This window comes from Streptococcus sp. HMSC062D07 (assembly GCF_001814215.1).
In the GTDB taxonomy this organism is placed as follows: domain Bacteria; phylum Bacillota; class Bacilli; order Lactobacillales; family Streptococcaceae; genus Streptococcus; species Streptococcus infantis_I.
This window is the reverse complement of the sequence record NZ_KV815334.1, coordinates 208,802-226,414: the sequence shown is the minus strand read 5'-3', so window position 1 is coordinate 226,414 and position 17,613 is coordinate 208,802. Positions and strand designations below refer to the sequence as shown.

The 17,613-nt window shown below is 41.4% G+C and carries 23 protein-coding genes; 8 read left to right on the top strand and 15 right to left on the bottom strand.

The window, feature by feature from the left end; genetic code table 11:
* Positions 1-29: 29 nt before the first annotated feature.
* The 6 genes from HMPREF2957_RS07910 to nrdR all read right to left on the bottom strand — a co-directional run bounded on the left by HMPREF2957_RS07910 (position 30) and on the right by nrdR (position 5,636).
* Positions 30-869, bottom strand: a complete 840-nt coding sequence (locus HMPREF2957_RS07910) for a TPM domain-containing protein (protein WP_070678782.1) — start codon at positions 867-869, stop codon at positions 30-32.
* A gap of 192 nt (positions 870-1,061) precedes the next feature.
* Entirely contained in the window at positions 1,062-2,372 is a 1,311-nt protein-coding gene (der, locus tag HMPREF2957_RS07905) for a ribosome biogenesis GTPase Der (protein WP_004250788.1), read from the bottom strand.
* 13 nt (positions 2,373-2,385) lie between these two features.
* Entirely contained in the window at positions 2,386-3,099 is a 714-nt protein-coding gene (locus tag HMPREF2957_RS07900) for an NADPH-dependent oxidoreductase (protein ID WP_070678779.1), read from the bottom strand.
* Positions 3,096-3,992, bottom strand: coding sequence for a primosomal protein DnaI (gene dnaI, locus HMPREF2957_RS07895; RefSeq protein WP_070678776.1), 897 nt, complete (start codon positions 3,990-3,992; stop codon positions 3,096-3,098). Before dnaI ends, HMPREF2957_RS07900 begins: the two co-directional genes overlap by 4 nt.
* Positions 3,993-5,162, bottom strand: coding sequence for a replication initiation and membrane attachment family protein (locus HMPREF2957_RS07890; protein WP_070678773.1), 1,170 nt, complete (start codon positions 5,160-5,162; stop codon positions 3,993-3,995).
* Positions 5,163-5,636, bottom strand: coding sequence for a transcriptional regulator NrdR (nrdR, locus tag HMPREF2957_RS07885; RefSeq protein ID WP_004250782.1), 474 nt, complete (start codon positions 5,634-5,636; stop codon positions 5,163-5,165).
* 143 nt (positions 5,637-5,779) lie between these two features.
* Here nrdR and HMPREF2957_RS07880 point away from each other — a divergent pair, with 143 nt between their 5' ends.
* The 3 genes from HMPREF2957_RS07880 to HMPREF2957_RS07870 are packed head-to-tail and all read left to right on the top strand — an operon-like array spanning position 5,780 to position 7,591.
* Positions 5,780-6,145: a GntR family transcriptional regulator gene (locus HMPREF2957_RS07880; RefSeq protein ID WP_006149409.1), complete on the top strand. Its 366-nt coding sequence runs from the start codon at positions 5,780-5,782 to the stop codon at positions 6,143-6,145.
* A 3-nt stretch (positions 6,146-6,148) separates the two neighbouring features.
* On the top strand, positions 6,149-6,844 hold the full coding sequence (locus tag HMPREF2957_RS07875; protein ID WP_004250779.1) for an ABC transporter ATP-binding protein: 696 nt from the start codon (positions 6,149-6,151) through the stop codon (positions 6,842-6,844).
* A 15-nt stretch (positions 6,845-6,859) separates the two neighbouring features.
* Complete coding sequence (locus HMPREF2957_RS07870) at positions 6,860-7,591, top strand: hypothetical protein (protein ID WP_070678770.1); 732 nt, start codon at positions 6,860-6,862, stop codon at positions 7,589-7,591.
* Positions 7,592-7,660: 69 nt separating this feature from the next.
* On the opposite strand, the gene HMPREF2957_RS07865 is transcribed toward HMPREF2957_RS07870, so the two are convergent.
* Together HMPREF2957_RS07865 and HMPREF2957_RS07860 are read right to left on the bottom strand one after the other, a co-directional pair.
* Complete coding sequence (locus HMPREF2957_RS07865) at positions 7,661-8,356, bottom strand: LrgB family protein (RefSeq protein ID WP_070678767.1); 696 nt, start codon at positions 8,354-8,356, stop codon at positions 7,661-7,663.
* A complete protein-coding gene (locus tag HMPREF2957_RS07860) occupies positions 8,353-8,727 on the bottom strand; it encodes a CidA/LrgA family protein (RefSeq protein WP_004250774.1) in 375 nt (124 codons plus the stop codon). The genes HMPREF2957_RS07865 and HMPREF2957_RS07860 overlap by 4 nt, the downstream gene beginning before the upstream one ends.
* A gap of 180 nt (positions 8,728-8,907) precedes the next feature.
* Here HMPREF2957_RS07860 and HMPREF2957_RS07855 point away from each other — a divergent pair, with 180 nt between their 5' ends.
* From HMPREF2957_RS07855 to trxA, 3 genes are all read left to right on the top strand, one after another.
* Positions 8,908-9,288: a MarR family winged helix-turn-helix transcriptional regulator gene (locus HMPREF2957_RS07855; protein WP_070678760.1), complete on the top strand. Its 381-nt coding sequence runs from the start codon at positions 8,908-8,910 to the stop codon at positions 9,286-9,288.
* A gap of 96 nt (positions 9,289-9,384) precedes the next feature.
* Positions 9,385-9,606, top strand: a complete 222-nt coding sequence (locus HMPREF2957_RS07850; protein ID WP_004250771.1) for a DUF4649 family protein — start codon at positions 9,385-9,387, stop codon at positions 9,604-9,606.
* A gap of 14 nt (positions 9,607-9,620) precedes the next feature.
* The gene (gene trxA / locus HMPREF2957_RS07845; RefSeq protein WP_001029581.1) at positions 9,621-9,935 is read left to right on the top strand and encodes a thioredoxin; all 315 of its coding nucleotides are present in this window, start codon (positions 9,621-9,623) and stop codon (positions 9,933-9,935) included.
* Positions 9,936-10,032: 97 nt separating this feature from the next.
* On the opposite strand, the gene HMPREF2957_RS07840 is transcribed toward trxA, so the two are convergent.
* Together HMPREF2957_RS07840 and HMPREF2957_RS07835 are read right to left on the bottom strand one after the other, a co-directional pair.
* Positions 10,033-10,701: an MIP/aquaporin family protein gene (locus HMPREF2957_RS07840; protein WP_049495341.1), complete on the bottom strand. Its 669-nt coding sequence runs from the start codon at positions 10,699-10,701 to the stop codon at positions 10,033-10,035.
* A gap of 109 nt (positions 10,702-10,810) precedes the next feature.
* On the bottom strand, positions 10,811-11,602 hold the full coding sequence (locus tag HMPREF2957_RS07835) for a DUF2785 domain-containing protein (protein WP_070678758.1): 792 nt from the start codon (positions 11,600-11,602) through the stop codon (positions 10,811-10,813).
* A gap of 272 nt (positions 11,603-11,874) precedes the next feature.
* On the opposite strand from HMPREF2957_RS07835, the gene HMPREF2957_RS07830 reads away from it, so the two are divergent.
* Positions 11,875-12,639, top strand: a complete 765-nt coding sequence (locus tag HMPREF2957_RS07830; protein WP_004250763.1) for a (S)-acetoin forming diacetyl reductase — start codon at positions 11,875-11,877, stop codon at positions 12,637-12,639.
* A 312-nt stretch (positions 12,640-12,951) separates the two neighbouring features.
* On the opposite strand, the gene HMPREF2957_RS07825 is transcribed toward HMPREF2957_RS07830, so the two are convergent.
* The 5 genes from HMPREF2957_RS07825 to HMPREF2957_RS07805 are packed head-to-tail and all read right to left on the bottom strand — an operon-like array spanning position 12,952 to position 15,932.
* A complete protein-coding gene (locus HMPREF2957_RS07825) occupies positions 12,952-13,695 on the bottom strand; it encodes a 16S rRNA (uracil(1498)-N(3))-methyltransferase (RefSeq protein ID WP_070678753.1) in 744 nt (247 codons plus the stop codon).
* A gap of 1 nt (position 13,696) precedes the next feature.
* The gene (prmA, locus tag HMPREF2957_RS07820) at positions 13,697-14,647 is read right to left on the bottom strand and encodes a 50S ribosomal protein L11 methyltransferase (RefSeq protein WP_070678750.1); all 951 of its coding nucleotides are present in this window, start codon (positions 14,645-14,647) and stop codon (positions 13,697-13,699) included.
* On the bottom strand, positions 14,626-15,027 hold the full coding sequence (locus HMPREF2957_RS07815; RefSeq protein ID WP_070678747.1) for a hypothetical protein: 402 nt from the start codon (positions 15,025-15,027) through the stop codon (positions 14,626-14,628). Before HMPREF2957_RS07815 ends, prmA begins: the two co-directional genes overlap by 22 nt.
* Positions 15,024-15,452 (bottom strand): NUDIX hydrolase, encoded by a 429-nt coding sequence (locus HMPREF2957_RS07810; protein WP_070678744.1) that lies wholly within the window; start codon positions 15,450-15,452, stop codon positions 15,024-15,026. The genes HMPREF2957_RS07815 and HMPREF2957_RS07810 overlap by 4 nt, the downstream gene beginning before the upstream one ends.
* Before the next feature lie 9 nt (positions 15,453-15,461).
* Positions 15,462-15,932 carry a DUF3013 family protein gene (locus HMPREF2957_RS07805; protein WP_016466255.1) on the bottom strand — a complete coding sequence of 157 codons (471 nt, stop codon included), beginning with the start codon at positions 15,930-15,932 and terminating at the stop codon, positions 15,462-15,464.
* A 115-nt stretch (positions 15,933-16,047) separates the two neighbouring features.
* On the opposite strand from HMPREF2957_RS07805, the gene HMPREF2957_RS07800 reads away from it, so the two are divergent.
* Positions 16,048-17,319, top strand: coding sequence for a replication-associated recombination protein A (locus tag HMPREF2957_RS07800; protein WP_070678741.1), 1,272 nt, complete (start codon positions 16,048-16,050; stop codon positions 17,317-17,319).
* Positions 17,320-17,613 lie beyond the last annotated feature (294 nt).

Below are 17,613 nucleotides of genomic sequence, written 5' to 3'. Positions count from 1 at the left end.
TACTTATTTCCTTAAATTTTATACGAGCATCACCAATCATCTGATGAACCACCGCCATCGAAGCCACCACCGTCCCAGCTACTAGAAGAGTCTGAGCCTGAATCGGACCAAGATGAACCTGAGTCGGATGAGTCACTAAACCACCATCCTCCGTCAGAGGAACCTCCTCCTCGGCCACCGCCGCCTCCTCTAATAATAGCTATAAATACGATAATGAAATAAATGATTATCCCGACTCCGAACACATTGTCCATAGGGTCACTGTTCTTACGATGACTAGACGAGCTACTATTGCGACTCGATTTTTTCCCACTGATGCTATCAGAATAACGTTTGATTTCAGAGGATTCATCAGATGGAAATGTTCCACTTCCTCTATAAAACTGATTGTCCAAGGCTTTGGCAACCGCTAGAATTCCTTTACCATAGTCACCAGTTTTAAAATCTGTACGGCTGGTTGCCAAGATCTGCTTGGTTTGATAGTCCGTTATTCTAATGGCGGTGTTATTACTGGTTTCAATTCTTGATTTACGGTCTTGAACGGCTACTACAATGAGACTTCCAAAATTATCTCCTGAATAGCCAATCTTCCAAGCCCTGGCAGTTTCATTAGCCACCGTTTCAATGCTTTCTCCTTCCAGACTATCTACGATATAGACACCTATTTGAAGCTTTTCTGCCTTTTGACTATTAGTTTCATTCAAATCACGAATCTGAGTAACTACTTCCTCTGTCAAATAATGATTTGGATCATAGATACCATAGTCTGGTTTTTCAGGTGCAGTGAATGCTGATAGGAAGAAAAATGCCATCAGCAAACCAAGTAGACGCACCAAGAAAGGATGCTTTAACAATCTATCTTTTTTCATAATAACCTCCTTATGCAAGGAAAATTGTTTAGAGCATTATAGCATTTTGAATCTTACAAAGAAAGTACGTTTCCATTACAAAATCGTGACAGGAACTAGGAAAATGATGTTAATTTGATGACAAATTAGATCTACGCTCTTGGTATCATCTACAAAAAAAGAAGGTCTGAGAACCTTCTTCTTTTTATCATCTTATTTCCGTTTTCTTGCAATCAGATGGATTGGCGTTCCTTCAAAGACGAAAGCCTTGCGGATTTGATTTTCCAAGAAACGCAAGTAAGAGAAGTGCATAAGTTCTTCTTCGTTGACAAAAATCACAAAGGTCGGCGGTTTAGTTGCCACTTGAGTCGCATAGAAGATCTTGAGACGTTTCCCTTTGTCTGTCGGTGTTGGGTTGATGGCGATAGCATCCATAATGACATCATTCAAGACTGCTGATGGGATACGGGTATTTTGACTCTCGCTGATTTGTTTAATCATCTCTGGAAGTTTGTGGAGACGTTGCTTGGTCAAAGCCGAAACAAAGATAATCGGTGCGTAAGGTAGATATTGGAACTGTTCACGGATATCCTCTTCCCAGTTTTTCATAGTATGATTATCTTTCTCAAGAGTATCCCACTTGTTAACTACGATGATCATCCCTTTACCAGCTTCGTGGGCAAATCCTGCGATACGCTTGTCATACTCTCGGATGCCTTCTTCAGCATTGAGGACCATCAAGACTACATCTGAACGGTCAATAGCACGCATGGCACGCATAACTGAGTATTTTTCCGTGTTTTCATAGACTTTACCAGACTTACGCATACCAGCCGTATCAATCATGGTAAACTCTTGGCCATCCGCATCTGTAAAATGTGTATCAATGGCATCACGAGTTGTACCAGCAACAGGACTGGCAATCACGCGATCTTCTCCCAAAATGGCATTAATCAAGCTAGATTTTCCGACATTCGGGCGACCAATCAAGCTGAATTTAATGACATCTGGATTTTCATCTTCGACTTCATGTGGAAGATTTTCGACGATGGCATCTAATACATCCCCTGTACCAATCCCGTGCACAGATGAAATTGGCAATGGTTCTCCCAATCCAAGAGCATAAAAATCATAGATATCATTTCGCATTTCCGGATTGTCAACCTTGTTGACAGCGAGGATAACAGGTTTATGAGTTTTATATAGTTTACGTGCTACGTATTCATCCGCATCCGTAATTCCTTCTTTACCGGAAACTACAAAAACGATGACATCAGCTTCTTCCATGGCAATCTCTGCCTGGTGCTTGATTTGTTCCATAAATGGAGCATCAACATCATCAATCCCTCCAGTATCAATCATACTGAAAGAACGGTTAAGCCATTCACCAGTAGCATAGATACGGTCCCGTGTCACTCCTTCGACATCTTCTACGATTGAGATGCGTTCCCCTGCAATACGGTTAAACAGGGTTGATTTCCCAACATTGGGACGTCCTACGATGGCAACAGTTGGTAAGGCCATGTTTTCTCACTTTCTATAATAAGTTCTTTTGTTCAAGATTTTCTCTAGTTGAGCTTGGTTCAGGCTGACCGAATTGCTCTGCAAGACGTTGACTCCAAGTGGTAGTCGCACGAGCTCCTGCATATTCGGTCTGCACACGGTCATAGGCTTCAATAGCCTCAGTTGTTTGTTCTTGGTATTCTTCCTCAAAAACAACATTCTCTAGTGGCAATCTTGGTTTTACATCATGTTTTTGGTTCGGCACACCGAGTGCAATCCCAAAAACTGGATAGGTATAGTCAGGAAGGTTGAACAATTCTGCCACTTCAACAGATTTGTAACGCACCAAACCGATGATTACTCCACCATAGCCAAGGCTTTCTGCCGCTAGCAAGGTATTCTGTCCAGCCAAGGCTGCATCTACTGAAGTAATGAGGAGTCCTTCCACCCCTTGAGGTTGGAAAGTATCGGTATGGAGACGAGCCCCTTTTTCTGCACGATTTAAATCTCCTACAAAGAGGAGGAAGGCGGCAGACTGACGAATCGCTTCCTGAGGAACCAGTTCAAAAAGAGCATCTTTCTTTTCTTGACTTCTGACTAGAATCACAGAATAAGATTGGAAATTTTTCCAAGAAGAAGCCATTTGGGCAGCTGATAAAATCTCATTCAAGTCCTCTTGAGGAATCGCTTCTTCTTTAAATCTGCGAACCGAGGTATGAGATTTCATTAAGGTGATTGTTTCACTCATCGGCGATTTTCTCCTTCTAGTCGTGTTTCTTCTGCTAAATAACGGATACGCTCCATAACGCGTCTAGCTTCCCATGTTTCATCGTTTCCGTTCTTGCCTTTAGCAAAATGTTTTTCCAAATCTTCAAAATTGAAATTTGAGGTAAAGAAGGTTGGCAAATCTTCCTGCATACGATATTGGAGAATGACTTGCAAGACTTCATCACGCACCCAAGGCGTTGATTGCTCCGCACCAATATCATCCAAAATCAAGACTTCAGCTTGCTTGATTTCATCCACCAAATTCTTAACATTCCCATCTCCGATAGCATTTTTGACATCAATAACAAAGCTAGGATAGTGAAGAAGGGTTGATGAAACCCCACGTTTTTCTGACAAATCATGGGCAAGGGCAGCCACCATAAAGCTCTTTCCAACTCCAAAGTCTCCATAGAGATAGAGACCTTTACGGACTTCTGGATATTGCTCAACAAAGGTAAAGAGCTTTTCAAAAACTGGCAAACGTCCCAAATCATCCAAATCAACTTGAGCCAAACTAGCTTTTTTAAGACTAGCTGGAAGATTAATCAGTTTGAGACGGTTCTTGATAGCTGCTTCTTTTTCAGCCGCAATCAGTTCCGGAGTTTCCTCATAGGATACATCTGCGTAACCATGATTCATAACTAGAATTGGCTTATAGCCACGCGCGATATAGTCGGTATCTCCACGAAGGAACTTATCTCGCTCGGTGATGTATTGGTTAAACTTAGAGATACTACGATTCAATTCCTCTTGACTGAGAGATTCCTTCTGGATAAAAGCCGCAACATCAGGATCTTTTACAATCTGCTGGACCAGGTCCTGGTATTGAAAACGACTGGGATGACCCTTAAGCACATCTCCTACACTTTCCATCTAGTCTCCTCCTTTTCCTAATCGGTCTAACATTTCTTTTTTCTTACGTTCTAACTCCAAACGAGTTTCTTCGCTGGTTTCATTTTTATATTCTGGATTACTCCATTTCGGGACATTGCTTTTGGCTTGACTTGGCTTCGCTGATTTTTGTTCTTGCCCCTTTTGATTCTTCTCTCTGATTCGAAGTACAGCTTCCTCAGCAGAACGAATCTTGTTATAAGAGTAATCATTAGCCACTTTCATGGCATACTTTTCATTGAGATTGGCCGAATCAACCTTGTTGAAGGTCAAAAGTATAACAACATTAATGACTTCATCAAGCAAGCCCAAGTCTGCCATCTGTTTTAGCAAATCGCGTTCAGATTGGATAATTCCAGCATTTAGGGTTTGTTTGATCCCCGCTAAAAATTGCAAGGCAGTTTTACTTTTAGCTTCTCGAATAATGGCCGCTTCTTGGGGACTAAAGTCCGATGAAACAGACTCTTGCGCTAATTTTTCATGCATACGCTTGACAGAAATTACTTGCGAAACAGCTGTTCCTTTAGCTAATTGATAGGTTTCAAACCAGGTCCATTTTTTCTCATCAGCAATTTTAAATAACTCCAAGACATCTGACTGTTCATCTTGGAAACGGAGATTATCTCTCGCCATGAGCTGACGAAAATGCTCCAAATCAAAATCATTTTTAAAATCAGCTTTTACTGGTGTCTCATCATGACTAGCCAATTCTTCTATCTCTGGAAAGGCCTGACTCAAAGGAACAGTCAAAGGCTCTCCGCCTGCCTGTTCTTGGCGCAAATCAGAAACTGCTGGCTCACCGATTTTTTTCTCCAATAAGGTACGATAAACTATATGACGCAAGAAATCTGAGCTAGAAAGCGTTGGATGAATAGCAAGTTCATAGCCGTCACTCTTTTGATAGAGGGTAACTAAATTGAAGGCTGATAAGATTTTAAAAGCCTTTAACAGCCTGTCCATCCCAAAATTGAGATGATTGAGGATAGCTGCAAACAGGTGTTCTTTTTGTCCATCATCCCAAAAAGATAAGGTATAAAGATAAAGACTCAGCGCATCCTGACCGATAATCGGGAGGTAGCACTGCACCAAAGTTGTGGGATCTTGCGACACCCGATTATTCTTTAGAAAAGAAAAACGATCATTAGGCTTCATTTATTTTTCCTTTTTCTTCTTTGAAGATTGCGTAATTTGTTTGAGTAGATTTTCGAGCTCACTCACATCTTTAAAGCTACGATAGACACTGGCGAAACGAACGTAAGTGATTTCATCCAGTTCAGCCAATTCTTCCATGACCAGAGAACCAATATCTTCACTTTGAATTTCATTATCATTGCGACTGAGGAGTTTTTGTTCGATACGATTGACCACCATGCCAATCTCATCACTAGACACCGGACGTTTTTGAGCCGAACGAATAATCCCGTTAAAGATTTTATCTCTGGAGAACTGTTCCCGTGTGCCATCTTTTTTGACTACAACCAGCGTTCTCTCTTCTACACGTTCATAGGTCGTAAAACGATGCTGACATTCTTCACACTCACGTCTTCTTCTAATCGTATTTCCTTCTTCAGCCTGACGGCTATCGATAACACTTGACTTAGTAGCGCCACATTTTGGACAACGCATGCCTTCCCCTCCTTGTCGTTTTCTTTTCATTATACCATTTTTTTAAGCAATTCCCAAAATAATTCTCCTTTTGGCTTGACAAGTTTTTTGTTTAGTTGTATTATTTAAGTGACACAAAAAGAAATTGTTGAAAGGAGACCGTGATGTCCTGGACATTTGATAACAACAAACCCATTTATTTGCAGATAATGGATAAGATTAAACTGCAAATCGTTTCTCATAAACTAGAACCCAACCAACAACTGCCAACTGTCAGAGAACTGGCTAGCGAGGCTGGCGTCAATCCTAATACCATCCAACGTGCCCTATCAGACCTAGAAAGAGAAGGCTTCGTATACACCAAGCGGACTGCAGGGCGTTTTGTCACCGAGGATTTGGACCTAATCCTCCAATCCCGGAAGCAACTATCAGAAGAACAGTTGCAGCAGTTTGTAACAGGTATGGTAGAATTTGGCTATGAAAAAGAAGAACTACCAACTGTTTTGAGAGATTATATTGAAGGAGTTTAGACTATGACCTTGTTAACGTTTGAAAATGTTTCAAAATTCTATGGAGCAAGCCCTGCTCTTCAAAATGTTTCCCTTGAAATCCCGGCAGGAAAGATTGTGGGTCTCCTTGGCCCAAACGGTTCCGGAAAAACAACCCTGATTAAACTAATCAACGGTTTACTCCAACCAGAGCAAGGGCGTATCCTCATCAATGGCATGGAACCAAGCCCAGCAACTAAAGCTATCGTTTCTTATCTACCTGATACGACCTATCTCAACGAACAGATGAAGGTCAAAGAAGCTCTTACCTTTTTCAAGACCTTCTATAAAGATTTTAATCTGGAACGTGCTCAAGGTCTTCTTCGTGACCTTGGTATCGACGAGAATAGCCGTTTCAAGAAACTCTCAAAAGGGAACAAAGAAAAAGTTCAGTTGATCCTTGTCATGAGTCGTGACGCTCGTCTATACGTCCTTGACGAACCAATCGGTGGTGTCGATCCCGCAGCTCGTGACTACATCTTGAACACCATCATCAACAACTACTCTCCAACTTCGACTGTCTTGATTTCAACTCATTTGATTTCCGACATCGAACCAATCTTGGATGAGATTATTTTCCTCAAGGACGGAAAAGTCGTCCGTCAAGGGAATGTGGATGATATTCGTTACGAGTCAGGTGAATCAATTGACCAGCTCTTCCGTCACGAATTCAAAGCCTAGTTAAAGGAGATTGTTATGTTTTGGAATTTAGTTCGTTATGAATTTAAAAATGTCAACAAATGGTTTTTAGCCCTCTATGCAGCTGTACTATCCTTATCTGTCATCATAGGTATTCAGGGCAGTAGCCTCTCAAGCACCTATTATCAAGATAAGGGTGTTGTCATGTTAGTATTTCTATCTCTAGTTTTTGGTGGTCTGGTCATTACTTTGAGTATCTCAACCTTGATTTTGATTATTCAACGATTTAAGGGAAGTGTTTATGATCGTCGTGGCTATCTAACACTCACCCTGCCAGTATCTGAACACCAGATCCTCTCCGCTAAACTGCTTGGAGCCTTTGTTTGGTCTTTGACAAGTACAGTGGTTTTCCTTTTTAGCCTTTATATTATCATTTCCATGATTCAACCAGACGCCTTCCTATCTAGTTTTGCCGAGTATATGCTAAAAAATTATACAGATAATTTCTGGTTAGCCTTGATTTCCTATATTTTTAATACTCTTGCAGGTATTCTTTGTATCTACTTGTCTATCTCTATCGGCCAACTCTTTAATGAATACCGTACAGCTCTTGCGGTCGTCGCCTACATCGCCATCCAAGTTGTTCTTGGATTTATCACCCTCAATCTTCGCATCGATTTCGACTACAATTGGGTATTATCCTTTGAAATTTTCAAAGACTTAATCCTTAGCGTCGGCTTCTATCTCGGAACCTACTACATCTTAAAGAACAAAGTAAACTTACAATAATGAATGAAGCCCCTAGCAAATAAAGCTAGGGGCTTCTTTTTACACAAAGAAATATAACATTCTTATTTTTTAACTCAATATCAAACTTGCTACGATGGGACTTACAAATACATAGAGAATACCGGTGACACCGATGGCTAGCCCTCCCATAGCACCTGCAACTGGTCCATAGCTAAAAGCTGTTCCAGTCCCAACTGCGTGACCAGTTCCTCCAAGAGCAAGACCAGCAGCTACTGGATCGTCAATTTTTAGCCATTTTAAAAGTGTTGGTCCAATAACGCTGGTCAAAATGCCAGTTGCTACCACAACTACCAAGGTGATCGTCGCTATCCCTTGTAGCTTATCTGTAATTCCAACTGCCATGGCCGTCGTTACAGACTTTGGGAAAAGCGAAATCGCCAAGAAGAAATCCATACCGAAAAATTTTGCAACTAAAGCTGTAAAAACTGTATTTACAACAACAGCAAGGAAACTACTGAGTAGAATACTTCTAACATGGTGTTTCATGAGGTGAAAACTCTTATAAAGAGGAATTCCTAAAGCTACTGTTGAAGGAACAATCAAGTTATTGAGGTAGACCCCACCTTGATAATAGGCAACATAAGAAATACCAGTCAGTTTTAGAAAAACAATGACAAATAAAGTTGCTAGCAGTAAGGGAGTGGTCAGAGGATGAGGGTACCGTCTAAAGATAATCATGCCTCCAAGATAAGCCAAAATGGACAAGGCTATCCCAAAAAGTGGATTGGATACAAATTCGCTCATTTGGCACCTCTTTCTTCGTAATCTCCTTCATAACGCTTTTTGATAAACTGAACTACAAGGGCGATCAAGATAATATTGATAACTGCTGCAAAAAAGACAATCAAGACAATGGGCAATAAATAGGGAGCAATCACATCAAATTTCTCCATAATCCCAACTGCAGGAGGTAGAAAGAGGATAGTCATATTAGCTAGGAGAAAATTCCCAACCATGTTGACATGACGTACCCGCAACCACTTGAACTGCAAGGCTAAAAATAAAATAATCAAACCGATAATGCTTCCAGGAATAGGCAAATGGAAAAAGCTAGAGATTCCCTCACCAATCAGTGAAATGACAAAGAGAATCATTAACTGAACATATAATTTCATCGTTTACTCCACAAATAGACTTTCTGCATACCAGTTTACTCTTTTTTCAGAAAATTTCAAGGAAATACACAAGAAACATCCTTCTTGCTATCTATTCCAAAAAGTTGTATACTAATTGCGTGCGCAAGCATCTCAGATAGGTAAATCTGTTTATAACTACCATATAGAAAGGAGATTGATATGACTTACTTAGAAAAATGGTTTGACTTCAACCGCCGACAAGTAGAGCTAGAAGCTCTTTTAGAGCAAACGATTGCTAAGCAGAGTGACCAAAGCCTAACGCTCAAAGAATTCTATCTCTTGCACTTTTTAAATCAGGCTCAAGAAAAATCTTTGAGACAGATTGACCTGCCTGACAAACTCCATCTGAGTCCAAGTGCTGTATCACGAATGGTAGCACGCTTAGAAGCCAAAAACTGTGCTTTACTTAGTCGGAGATGTTGTGACCAGGATAAGCGAGCTAGTTTTATCTGCCTCACTAAGGAGGGTCAGACAACTCTTGCCTATCTACAAAAGGCTGTAGAAGAAAGCCTTGAAACAAAAGCAAGTTGGCTTTCCTAAAATTTTTACAAAAAAAATTGCGTGCGCAAGCAATTTTCTTGACATTCCTTTTTCCAAGGAGTAAAATGAAGATATGATTTAGCAAAGGAGAATCCTATGATTGAAATCACTTATCTTGATGCCAGCAAGCAAGAGAGAACCATGACCTTCGAGTCATACGAAGAATTTGAACGTTCTCAACATGCCTGCCTGATTGGTGTCGCAGACTACTACCCTGTCCAAAAAGTAACCTACAAGGGGCATGATTTGGACTACCATGGGACTTATGGAGATGTTTTCTTCTATCTCATGAAACAAGATTTAAGCCAATATAATTAAAAAGGAGAAATACTATGGCAAAAGCAATTACAGATGCAACATTCGAACAAGAAACTAAAGACGGATTGGTCTTGGTAGACTTCTGGGCAACTTGGTGTGGTCCATGTCGTATGCAAGGTCCAATCTTGGACAAATTGTCTGAAGAACTTTCAGAAGATGTCTTGAAGATCGTTAAAATGGACGTTGACGAAAATCCGAATACAGCTCGTGCATTTGGTATCATGTCTATCCCTACTCTTCTCTTCAAGAAAGATGGACAAGTTGTTAAACAAGTGGCTGGTGTCCACACTGCAGAACAAATCAAGGCCATCGTTGCTGAATTGAGTTAATCACAAAACACTCCCACATTTGATTATGGGAGTGTTTTTTTCTATAAAAAAACTACCCTCCAAGATGGAGAGTAGGATTTTTTTCGATCTAGTTGAATTATTCTTCAGTTCCAAGGAAGTTTTTAGCAACAAGGGCTGCAAGAACTCCACCAACGATTGGTGCAAGGATGAAAATCCAAACTTGTTGAAGTGCTGCGCCACCTACCAATACAGCAGGAGCCAAGCTACGAGCTGGGTTTACTGAAAGTCCAGTGATGTTCAATCCAACAAGGATCATAGCTGTCAATGACAAACCGATCACCAAACCAGCGATTGCGCCATTCCCTTTGCTTGCTGAAGTTACAGTCATGATCACCAAAACAAACAAGAAAGTTGCGATTGTTTCAAACAAGAAACCACCAAAGACAGTTACTCCGTTTGCCAAGGCATTTTCACCAAGACTTGCAGTTGACATACCTGAATTTGCCAAGAGGAAGAACACAGATCCTGATGCTAAGAAAGCACCAACTACTTGACCAAGGATGTAGTTTACAAGCTCTGAAGATGACAAACGTTTGTTAACAAACATAGCGATAGAAACAGCTGGGTTCAAGTGAGCACCTGAAACAGTTCCGATTGAGAAAGCTGCGACTACGATTGCCAAACCAAAGGCAAGAGCAATTCCAAGGTGTCCAAGTCCTTCAACACCATTTCCAAAAACAACAGCTCCTGTTCCGATGAACACGAGCATAAAAGTACCGATTAATTCAGCAACAAATTTTTTCATGTTAAGTCTCCTTTTTTCAAACTATGTATTAGTCTATCAGAAGAAGGAAAGGGTTTCAAGAAAAGTGCTTGGAAACTTTGTGTAAGTTTTCGCATTTAATAGTCGAAATCTAATATTGAAAAGATTGAATTGCTTCTTTCAAGTCATCTTGTAAACTATTTCTCTGGTCGAGTTGAACATAGACTTCTAATAGACAAGATCTAAAATTGGAAAATTTATAAAAATCTTCCGTCGCTTCTATCGGGAAATCAAGTGACTTTATCCAAGAGGTTAGTGTCGCTTGATCCACCTTGCCTTGCAAAATAGGTTCGTAAAGCACTCTGGCTAAGCGCCATTCCTCATCATCTATAAATCGAATCGAAATTCTTTTAAACATAGGACCAAGGATCTCAAACACCTCATAAATTCGACTTGCAGAAAAGTCTGGATGACAAACGACTTCAGTCAAGAGATCCGCTCCATGCGCAAAAGCATGTACCCAACCATACTGGCTTGAAAAACCAGTCGTATCCTCTTCTTTTTCAAGGTAGTGCAACCCTTGATCGAGCATCGTATTTTTGATATCAGTTTTAAGCACTTGATAATAAATAGAGTGTTGGTTGCCATCGGCAGATAAGAGATTGGCATAAATAAGTGCCCTAAAAGAACGTTCAAGCGTTGAAGCTCCTAGCTTATCGAGCTCTTTATCTAATCCCCCATCAGAAACAATCATAGCAGATATAAATTGAAATTGCTCCTTTGTAAATAACTCTTCTTGGATCCCTCTAGCCAAACTGGTAAAAACCAATTCATCGCGAATTTCTGGACTCGAATCCCCTAAGTGCTCAAGTAACCACTGGAGTTCTTTTTGACTATAACTAGGTTTTTCTTCTATTACTTTTCTTTTCAATTCTTGATACATCAGCCTACCTCCAATCATACACATCTATTATACAACATTCTTTTCTAGTTATCTTCATTATAAGAGATAAACATGTTAGTCTCAGATAGTTTTTTCACTCTTAGAGGGTTAATTCCCCCAAAAAACCAGTCTTTGTTTGACACAAATTTCACAAAGTTGTATACTAAAAAGCGATAGGACTTCTTTTAGAGTCTATCACAACTCACTTATAACCCTTTGCTGTTCTTTTATGAACGTTGAAATGGTATCACGGATACCAAAGGAGGAATCATATGTCTAAAGTAGCTATTGTTACAGGTGCAGGTCAAGGAATCGGTTTTGCAATCGCAAAACGCTTGGTCCAAGATGGTTTTAAGGTTGGGGTATTAGACTACAATGCTGAAACAGCTGAAAAAGCAGTTGCTGAATTGTCAGCAGAGAATGCTTTAGCTGTTGTAGCAGATGTGTCTAAACAAGCAGAAGTTGCTGCAGCTTTCCAGAAAGTTGTAGACCATTTCGGAGACTTGAACGTTGTGGTAAACAACGCTGGTGTCGCTCCGACTACACCTCTAGATACGATTACAGAAGAACAGTTCAATCGTACCTTTGCTATTAACGTCGGTGGGGTGATCTGGGGAGCACAAGCTGCTCAAGCTCAATTCAAAGCACTTGGTCACGGTGGTAAAATCATCAACGCTACTTCACAAGCAGGTGTTGTTGGAAATCCAAACTTGACTGTTTATGGTGGTACAAAATTCGCTGTTCGTGGTATTACTCAAACATTGGCACGTGACTTAGCTGACTCAGGCATCACTGTTAACGCTTATGCTCCAGGTATCGTTAAAACACCAATGATGTATGATATCGCTCACGAAGTTGGAAAAAATGCTGGAAAAGATGACGAGTGGGGTATGCAAACATTCGCAAAAGATATTACATTGAAACGCCTATCTGAGCCAGAAGATGTCGCTGCAGCGGTTAGCTTCCTTGCTGGACCAGATTCAAACTACATTACAGGTCAAACCATCATCGTCGATGGTGGTATGCAATTCCATTAAGATAAAAAAAGAGGTTGGAAAATAATCTAACCTCTTTTGTCATCTCTACGATTCCAATTTCCAGAGTCATTTTTTTGTTAGTGAAAATAATCTTTCTTCAAGACAAGGAATACTCTCCTGCTCTATATAGTGTGATTCGCCCTGTTTTAATAGAACACAAGATTAGGAACAGTTTGGATATCCATTTTTTATGCGAAATCATCAAAAAATTAAAAACTCCCATTGCCGCCGTGGATACATTTATTGACTCTTTCACGCGGCATTTCAAGCGCATAAAAAATCACCTTTTCTAGGTGATTTTTTCATAGTCTCTTATTTCTCCAATTCAAGCAAAACACTTATGGCAGATAAGGCATAAAGTGGTGCTGTTTCTGCTCGTAGGATGCGAGGCCCAAGTCCTGCTAGGATTGCTCCTTTGGCTTCAAAAGATTCAATTTCTGCAGGTGAAAGACCACCTTCTGGACCAAAGATAAAGAGCAGTTTAGCTTCCTTTTCTAACCCAGCAACAGCTTGGATAAGCGCAGCTGATTCTCCTTCTTTGGCTGACTCTTCATAAGCCACCACGATACAATCAAACTGATCAAGTTGTGCTAAGAAGTCTGATTTTCTCTCAAACAGCTTTATGCTTGGAACAAAGTTCCGCTTGCTTTGTTCTGCTGCTCCAAGGGCAATTTTTTCTAACTTCTCGGACTTTTTGCCCAATTTCTTGCCGTCCCATTTGGCGACTGACCAGTCTGCAGGAAAGGCCCAAATCTGACTAGCACCTAGCTCCGTCACCTTTTGAGTGATGAACTCCAGTTTATCTCCCTTGGGAAAGCCTGATGCAATGGTCACTTGGACTGGTAGTTCTACATTGTCAGCTAATTCTTCAATCAACTCCAACTGACGCGCCTCCACATTAACCACGCGCGCCAAACGCTTGATCCCATCATCAAAGACTAGGGTCACCTGGTCATCTTCTTTCAAGCGCATGACCTGAAACATGTGCTTGCTGGTTTCCTTATCCTCAATCGTGACTGGGGAGCTAGCCAAACCTTTTACAAAATACTGTTGCATGCTAGCCTCCAATCACACCAGAGATATCCTTAGTTTTTTTGAAGACACAGGCATTCCACTCCCCTTGGATCATGTGGGTTTCAAGGAAAAATCCAGCTGTTTCTGCTGACTCACGCACCATCTCCCACTTGTCCTTGATAATGCCACTCATGATGAGATAGCCTTCATCCTTGACCAAGCGATAAGCATCATCCGTCAGATGAATGAGGATATCCGCCAAGATATTAGCCACGATGACATCTGCCTCAATCTCAACACCCTTAAGTAAATCACCTGGCGCCACATGGATATTTTCCATGCCAGGATTGAGCTCAATATTTTCCTGAGCGACTCGAACCGCTACATCATCCAGATCATAGGCGAAGATTTCCTTAGCACCTAGAAGAGAGCTAGCAATAGAAAGAACCCCTGAACCAGTCCCTACATCTAGCACTGTTTCGCCACCACGAAGAACCTGCTCCAAGGCAAAAAGACTCATCTTGGTCGTCGGGTGGGTTCCAGTCCCAAAGGCCATCCCTGGATCTAACTTGATAATCTTTTCTCCCGCCGTCGCCTCATAGTCCGTCCATGATGGCACGATGGTCAGGTCATGGGTAATGCGAGCTGGTTCATAGTATTTCTTCCAGTTGTCTGCCCAGTCTTCCTCAGCCAAGGCAGTCGTCCCAATCTTGACCTCTCCCAAATCCATAAAATCGGTCAATTCTGCTAAGCGAGCCTGCAAGCCCGCTTCAACCGTTGCCACATCAACCGTTTCAGGATAGTAGGCTGTCACCACAATTTCTTCTTGTTGTTCGACCTCAGGGAAAATCTCACCGAAGCGGTCCACATTTCCAACATAGTCCATGCTGTCTTCGATTGCAACACCTTGGGCACCTAACTCGATTAAAAGATTGGAAACTAATTCCTCCCCCTCACGCTTGACTGTAACTTTTAACTCTTGCCATGTTTCCATTTTGTATTTTCCTTATTCTTCTTAAATTCTTCAATCACATCTGTATAGTGTTCTTTCATTGCGCTATGAATCTGCTGTTTAAAAATACCAAACATAAGATAATAAACAAATAGAACAATTCCTGCAAGCAGTAGCAAAAATAAAAAATGTACTGAAAGAGGCAGTACGAGACCTCTACCACTCAGTAAGGGTAAAACAAGCATTAATCCCCAAATAACAGCCATAGAGATCCCAGCTACTTTCGTACCACTTTCTCTCTGCTTCTTTAGCTTTAAATATTCCATGTAAATGAATGCAACTTCTTCCCTAGAGTATTGTCCAGTTTTTAGTTTGCGTTTAACTTCCTTGTTTAACGTCGTTGTTGCAATTGCAAAAATCATTTTACTTCCTCCAAATATTCCCTCAATCTACCCTGCAACTGTGGCACAGCCTGTTTAGAATCTAAAAATTCCTCAATGTTCATCAATTTATAGCCCTGCCCTTCATCTCCAAAGGTGATACTGTCAAACTGTTCTTGACTTAGTTGCCCGACCATAAATACTGACTGTCTGCCTTCATAGAGCATGCTGGGATAGACCTTACTCCAGAGCAGGCAATCTTCGGTCAAGTGAATGCCTAGTTCCTCATAAACTTCACGCGCCGCGCATTCAAATGGGCTTTCGTCCCCTTCACGACCACCACCCGGCAACTCCCACATATTGGGCCAAGGGATATTTTCCTTGTCATCACGCAAGATGGTCAGTAGCTTATCTCCGCAAAATAGAGCAATCTTGCAACCTTGGAAATCAGTAAGTTCTATTTCCATGCTAGACTCCTAATATCTCGGATAAGGATAAAATTCTCCTTCTTCCAAACCGACTTTCCCTTCTTCAAAGACTTCTTGGTTCCATTCCATGACGAATTCTTCTGCTTCTGGGTCTTCCAAAAAGTCCATGAGGGCATCTAGCCCAACCTCTGCAGTATCTTTAAGAAATAGCGCAAAATAGGCTAAAAATTCACGAGAAAAACCTTTCTTAGGAAGGTAAGGGATGACTGTGAGATAGTCTTCTGCATTAACTGTTGACTTGGCAGGGTTGTAAAAAAGTACCGCTTCTTCAAAAAGGATATCATCTGACGAAACCTCTCCGTCTTCATCTAACATCTCCACCCCTGCAGCATTTTGTGCCTCTAACAGAAAACTCACTTCCACCGCATGATTGCGCTTATCCCAGCTAATCTCATAATCAAAAGGAAAGTTCTTGTCCAACTCTTCTTGTAAAACATCTAAAAATCCGTATGTTGCCATTTTGTCCTCTTTCTATACGACTCTTTAATCGCCCCGAATACTCGGAAATATGCTAAAATAGATACTACCATATTACCACATTCGTATCAGAAAATCCATGTTAGAAAGGACTGCTATGCCAGACAATCTCGCGCTTCGTATGCGCCCCAAAACCATCGACCAGGTCATCGGTCAGGAGCATCTAGTTGGACCAGGCAAGATTATCCGCCGCATGGTGGAAGCCAATCGCCTATCCTCTATGATACTCTACGGACCTCCAGGCATCGGAAAAACTAGTATCGCTTCAGCCATCGCTGGAACGACCAAATATGCCTTTAGAACCTTCAATGCCACTGTTGATAGTAAAAAACGTCTCCAAGAGATTGCTGAAGAAGCTAAATTCTCAGGTGGCCTTGTACTGCTACTAGACGAGATTCATCGTCTTGACAAGACCAAGCAAGACTTCCTCTTGCCTCTTTTGGAAAGTGGACTGGTCATCATGATTGGAGCCACGACTGAAAATCCTTTCTTTTCTGTCACTCCAGCCATTCGTAGCCGTGTTCAGATTTTTGAATTAGAACCCTTATCCAATCAAGACGTCAAAAAGGCCATTCAAATAGCCCTGACAGATCCTGAACGAGGTTTTGATTTCCCAGTTAAGTTAGATGATGATGCCCTTGATTTTATAGCAACATCGACCAACGGAGATCTCCGTTCTGCCTTTAACTCGCTGGACTTGGCAGTTCTCTCCACTCCAGCTACTGACAAAGGTATCCACCATATTACACTGGATATCATGGAAAATAGTCTTCAGAGAAGCTATATCACTATGGACAAGGATGGAGATGGACACTATGATGTTCTATCTGCCCTTCAAAAGTCCATCCGTGGCTCGGATGTGGATGCCAGTCTTCACTATGCTGCTCGCTTGATAGAGGCCGGTGACCTTCCTAGCCTAGCTCGTCGTTTGACTGTGATTGCTTATGAAGATATTGGCTTAGCCAATCCTGAAGCCCAGATTCATACTGTAACTGCTTTGGATGCAGCACAGAGGATCGGATTCCCCGAAGCCCGCATCCTCATTGCCAATGTCGTCATTGATCTGGCACTTTCACCCAAGTCCAACTCAGCCTATGTGGCTATGGATAAGGCTCTGGCTGATCTTAAATCATCCGGTCACCTACCAATCCCACGTCACTTGCGTGATGGTCACTATAGTGGTAGCAAGGAACTAGGCAATGCCCAAAACTACCTCTATCCACACAACTACCCAGGTCACTGGGTCAAACAAGAGTACTTGCCAGAAAAAATCCGCAACCATAGCTACTTCTCACCAGAAGATAGTGGAAAATACGAACGTGCCCTGGCTCAACGCAAGGAAACCATTGATAAATTACGAAACTTATGAAATCCTTTTCAAAATTTTTAATTTTCCCTTGATTTTTTTTGAAAAAGTGGTATCATATAATCATAGAAACGCTGTGGTGTACGACTTCACATTTAAGTGTTGACCGACTATTTTTTGTATTATTAGGGAAACAAAAGTCTTCTAACAGCATGTAGGCCGTCTCACACGGAAACAGCTTCAGTTAGAGCGAGTTGCCCACCTGCTTAATTGCGCGGGTTCAATACAAACCGTGAAGTTTCGGCACCAATACAGCTTTTTATTTGCCTCCTTAGCTCAGTTGGTAGAGCAGTAGAC

Excerpts from the sequence above, each read along its gene's own strand:
- trxA (WP_001029581.1), top strand. The coding sequence starts at position 9,621 with ATGGCAAAAGCAATTACAGATGCAACATTCGAACAAGAAACTAAAGAC.
- HMPREF2957_RS07860 (WP_004250774.1), bottom strand. The coding sequence starts at position 8,727 with ATGAAATTATATGTTCAGTTAATGATTCTCTTTGTCATTTCACTGATT.
- HMPREF2957_RS07910 (WP_070678782.1), bottom strand. The coding sequence starts at position 869 with ATGAAAAAAGATAGATTGTTAAAGCATCCTTTCTTGGTGCGTCTACTT.
- prmA (WP_070678750.1), bottom strand. The coding sequence starts at position 14,647 with ATGGAAACATGGCAAGAGTTAAAAGTTACAGTCAAGCGTGAGGGGGAG.
- HMPREF2957_RS07840 (WP_049495341.1), bottom strand. The coding sequence starts at position 10,701 with ATGAAAAAATTTGTTGCTGAATTAATCGGTACTTTTATGCTCGTGTTC.
- HMPREF2957_RS07825 (WP_070678753.1), bottom strand. The coding sequence starts at position 13,695 with ATGCAACAGTATTTTGTAAAAGGTTTGGCTAGCTCCCCAGTCACGATT.
- HMPREF2957_RS07835 (WP_070678758.1), bottom strand. The coding sequence starts at position 11,602 with ATGTATCAAGAATTGAAAAGAAAAGTAATAGAAGAAAAACCTAGTTAT.
- HMPREF2957_RS07875 (WP_004250779.1), top strand. The coding sequence starts at position 6,149 with ATGACCTTGTTAACGTTTGAAAATGTTTCAAAATTCTATGGAGCAAGC.
- HMPREF2957_RS07870 (WP_070678770.1), top strand. The coding sequence starts at position 6,860 with ATGTTTTGGAATTTAGTTCGTTATGAATTTAAAAATGTCAACAAATGG.
- HMPREF2957_RS07800 (WP_070678741.1), top strand. The coding sequence starts at position 16,048 with ATGCCAGACAATCTCGCGCTTCGTATGCGCCCCAAAACCATCGACCAG.
- HMPREF2957_RS07850 (WP_004250771.1), top strand. The coding sequence starts at position 9,385 with ATGATTGAAATCACTTATCTTGATGCCAGCAAGCAAGAGAGAACCATG.
- dnaI (WP_070678776.1), bottom strand. The coding sequence starts at position 3,992 with ATGGAAAGTGTAGGAGATGTGCTTAAGGGTCATCCCAGTCGTTTTCAA.
- HMPREF2957_RS07855 (WP_070678760.1), top strand. The coding sequence starts at position 8,908 with ATGACTTACTTAGAAAAATGGTTTGACTTCAACCGCCGACAAGTAGAG.
- HMPREF2957_RS07865 (WP_070678767.1), bottom strand. The coding sequence starts at position 8,356 with ATGAGCGAATTTGTATCCAATCCACTTTTTGGGATAGCCTTGTCCATT.
- HMPREF2957_RS07830 (WP_004250763.1), top strand. The coding sequence starts at position 11,875 with ATGTCTAAAGTAGCTATTGTTACAGGTGCAGGTCAAGGAATCGGTTTT.
- HMPREF2957_RS07900 (WP_070678779.1), bottom strand. The coding sequence starts at position 3,099 with ATGAGTGAAACAATCACCTTAATGAAATCTCATACCTCGGTTCGCAGA.
- HMPREF2957_RS07890 (WP_070678773.1), bottom strand. The coding sequence starts at position 5,162 with ATGAAGCCTAATGATCGTTTTTCTTTTCTAAAGAATAATCGGGTGTCG.
- HMPREF2957_RS07810 (WP_070678744.1), bottom strand. The coding sequence starts at position 15,452 with ATGGAAATAGAACTTACTGATTTCCAAGGTTGCAAGATTGCTCTATTT.
- der (WP_004250788.1), bottom strand. The coding sequence starts at position 2,372 with ATGGCCTTACCAACTGTTGCCATCGTAGGACGTCCCAATGTTGGGAAA.
- HMPREF2957_RS07880 (WP_006149409.1), top strand. The coding sequence starts at position 5,780 with ATGTCCTGGACATTTGATAACAACAAACCCATTTATTTGCAGATAATG.
- HMPREF2957_RS07805 (WP_016466255.1), bottom strand. The coding sequence starts at position 15,932 with ATGGCAACATACGGATTTTTAGATGTTTTACAAGAAGAGTTGGACAAG.
- HMPREF2957_RS07815 (WP_070678747.1), bottom strand. The coding sequence starts at position 15,027 with ATGATTTTTGCAATTGCAACAACGACGTTAAACAAGGAAGTTAAACGC.
- nrdR (WP_004250782.1), bottom strand. The coding sequence starts at position 5,636 with ATGCGTTGTCCAAAATGTGGCGCTACTAAGTCAAGTGTTATCGATAGC.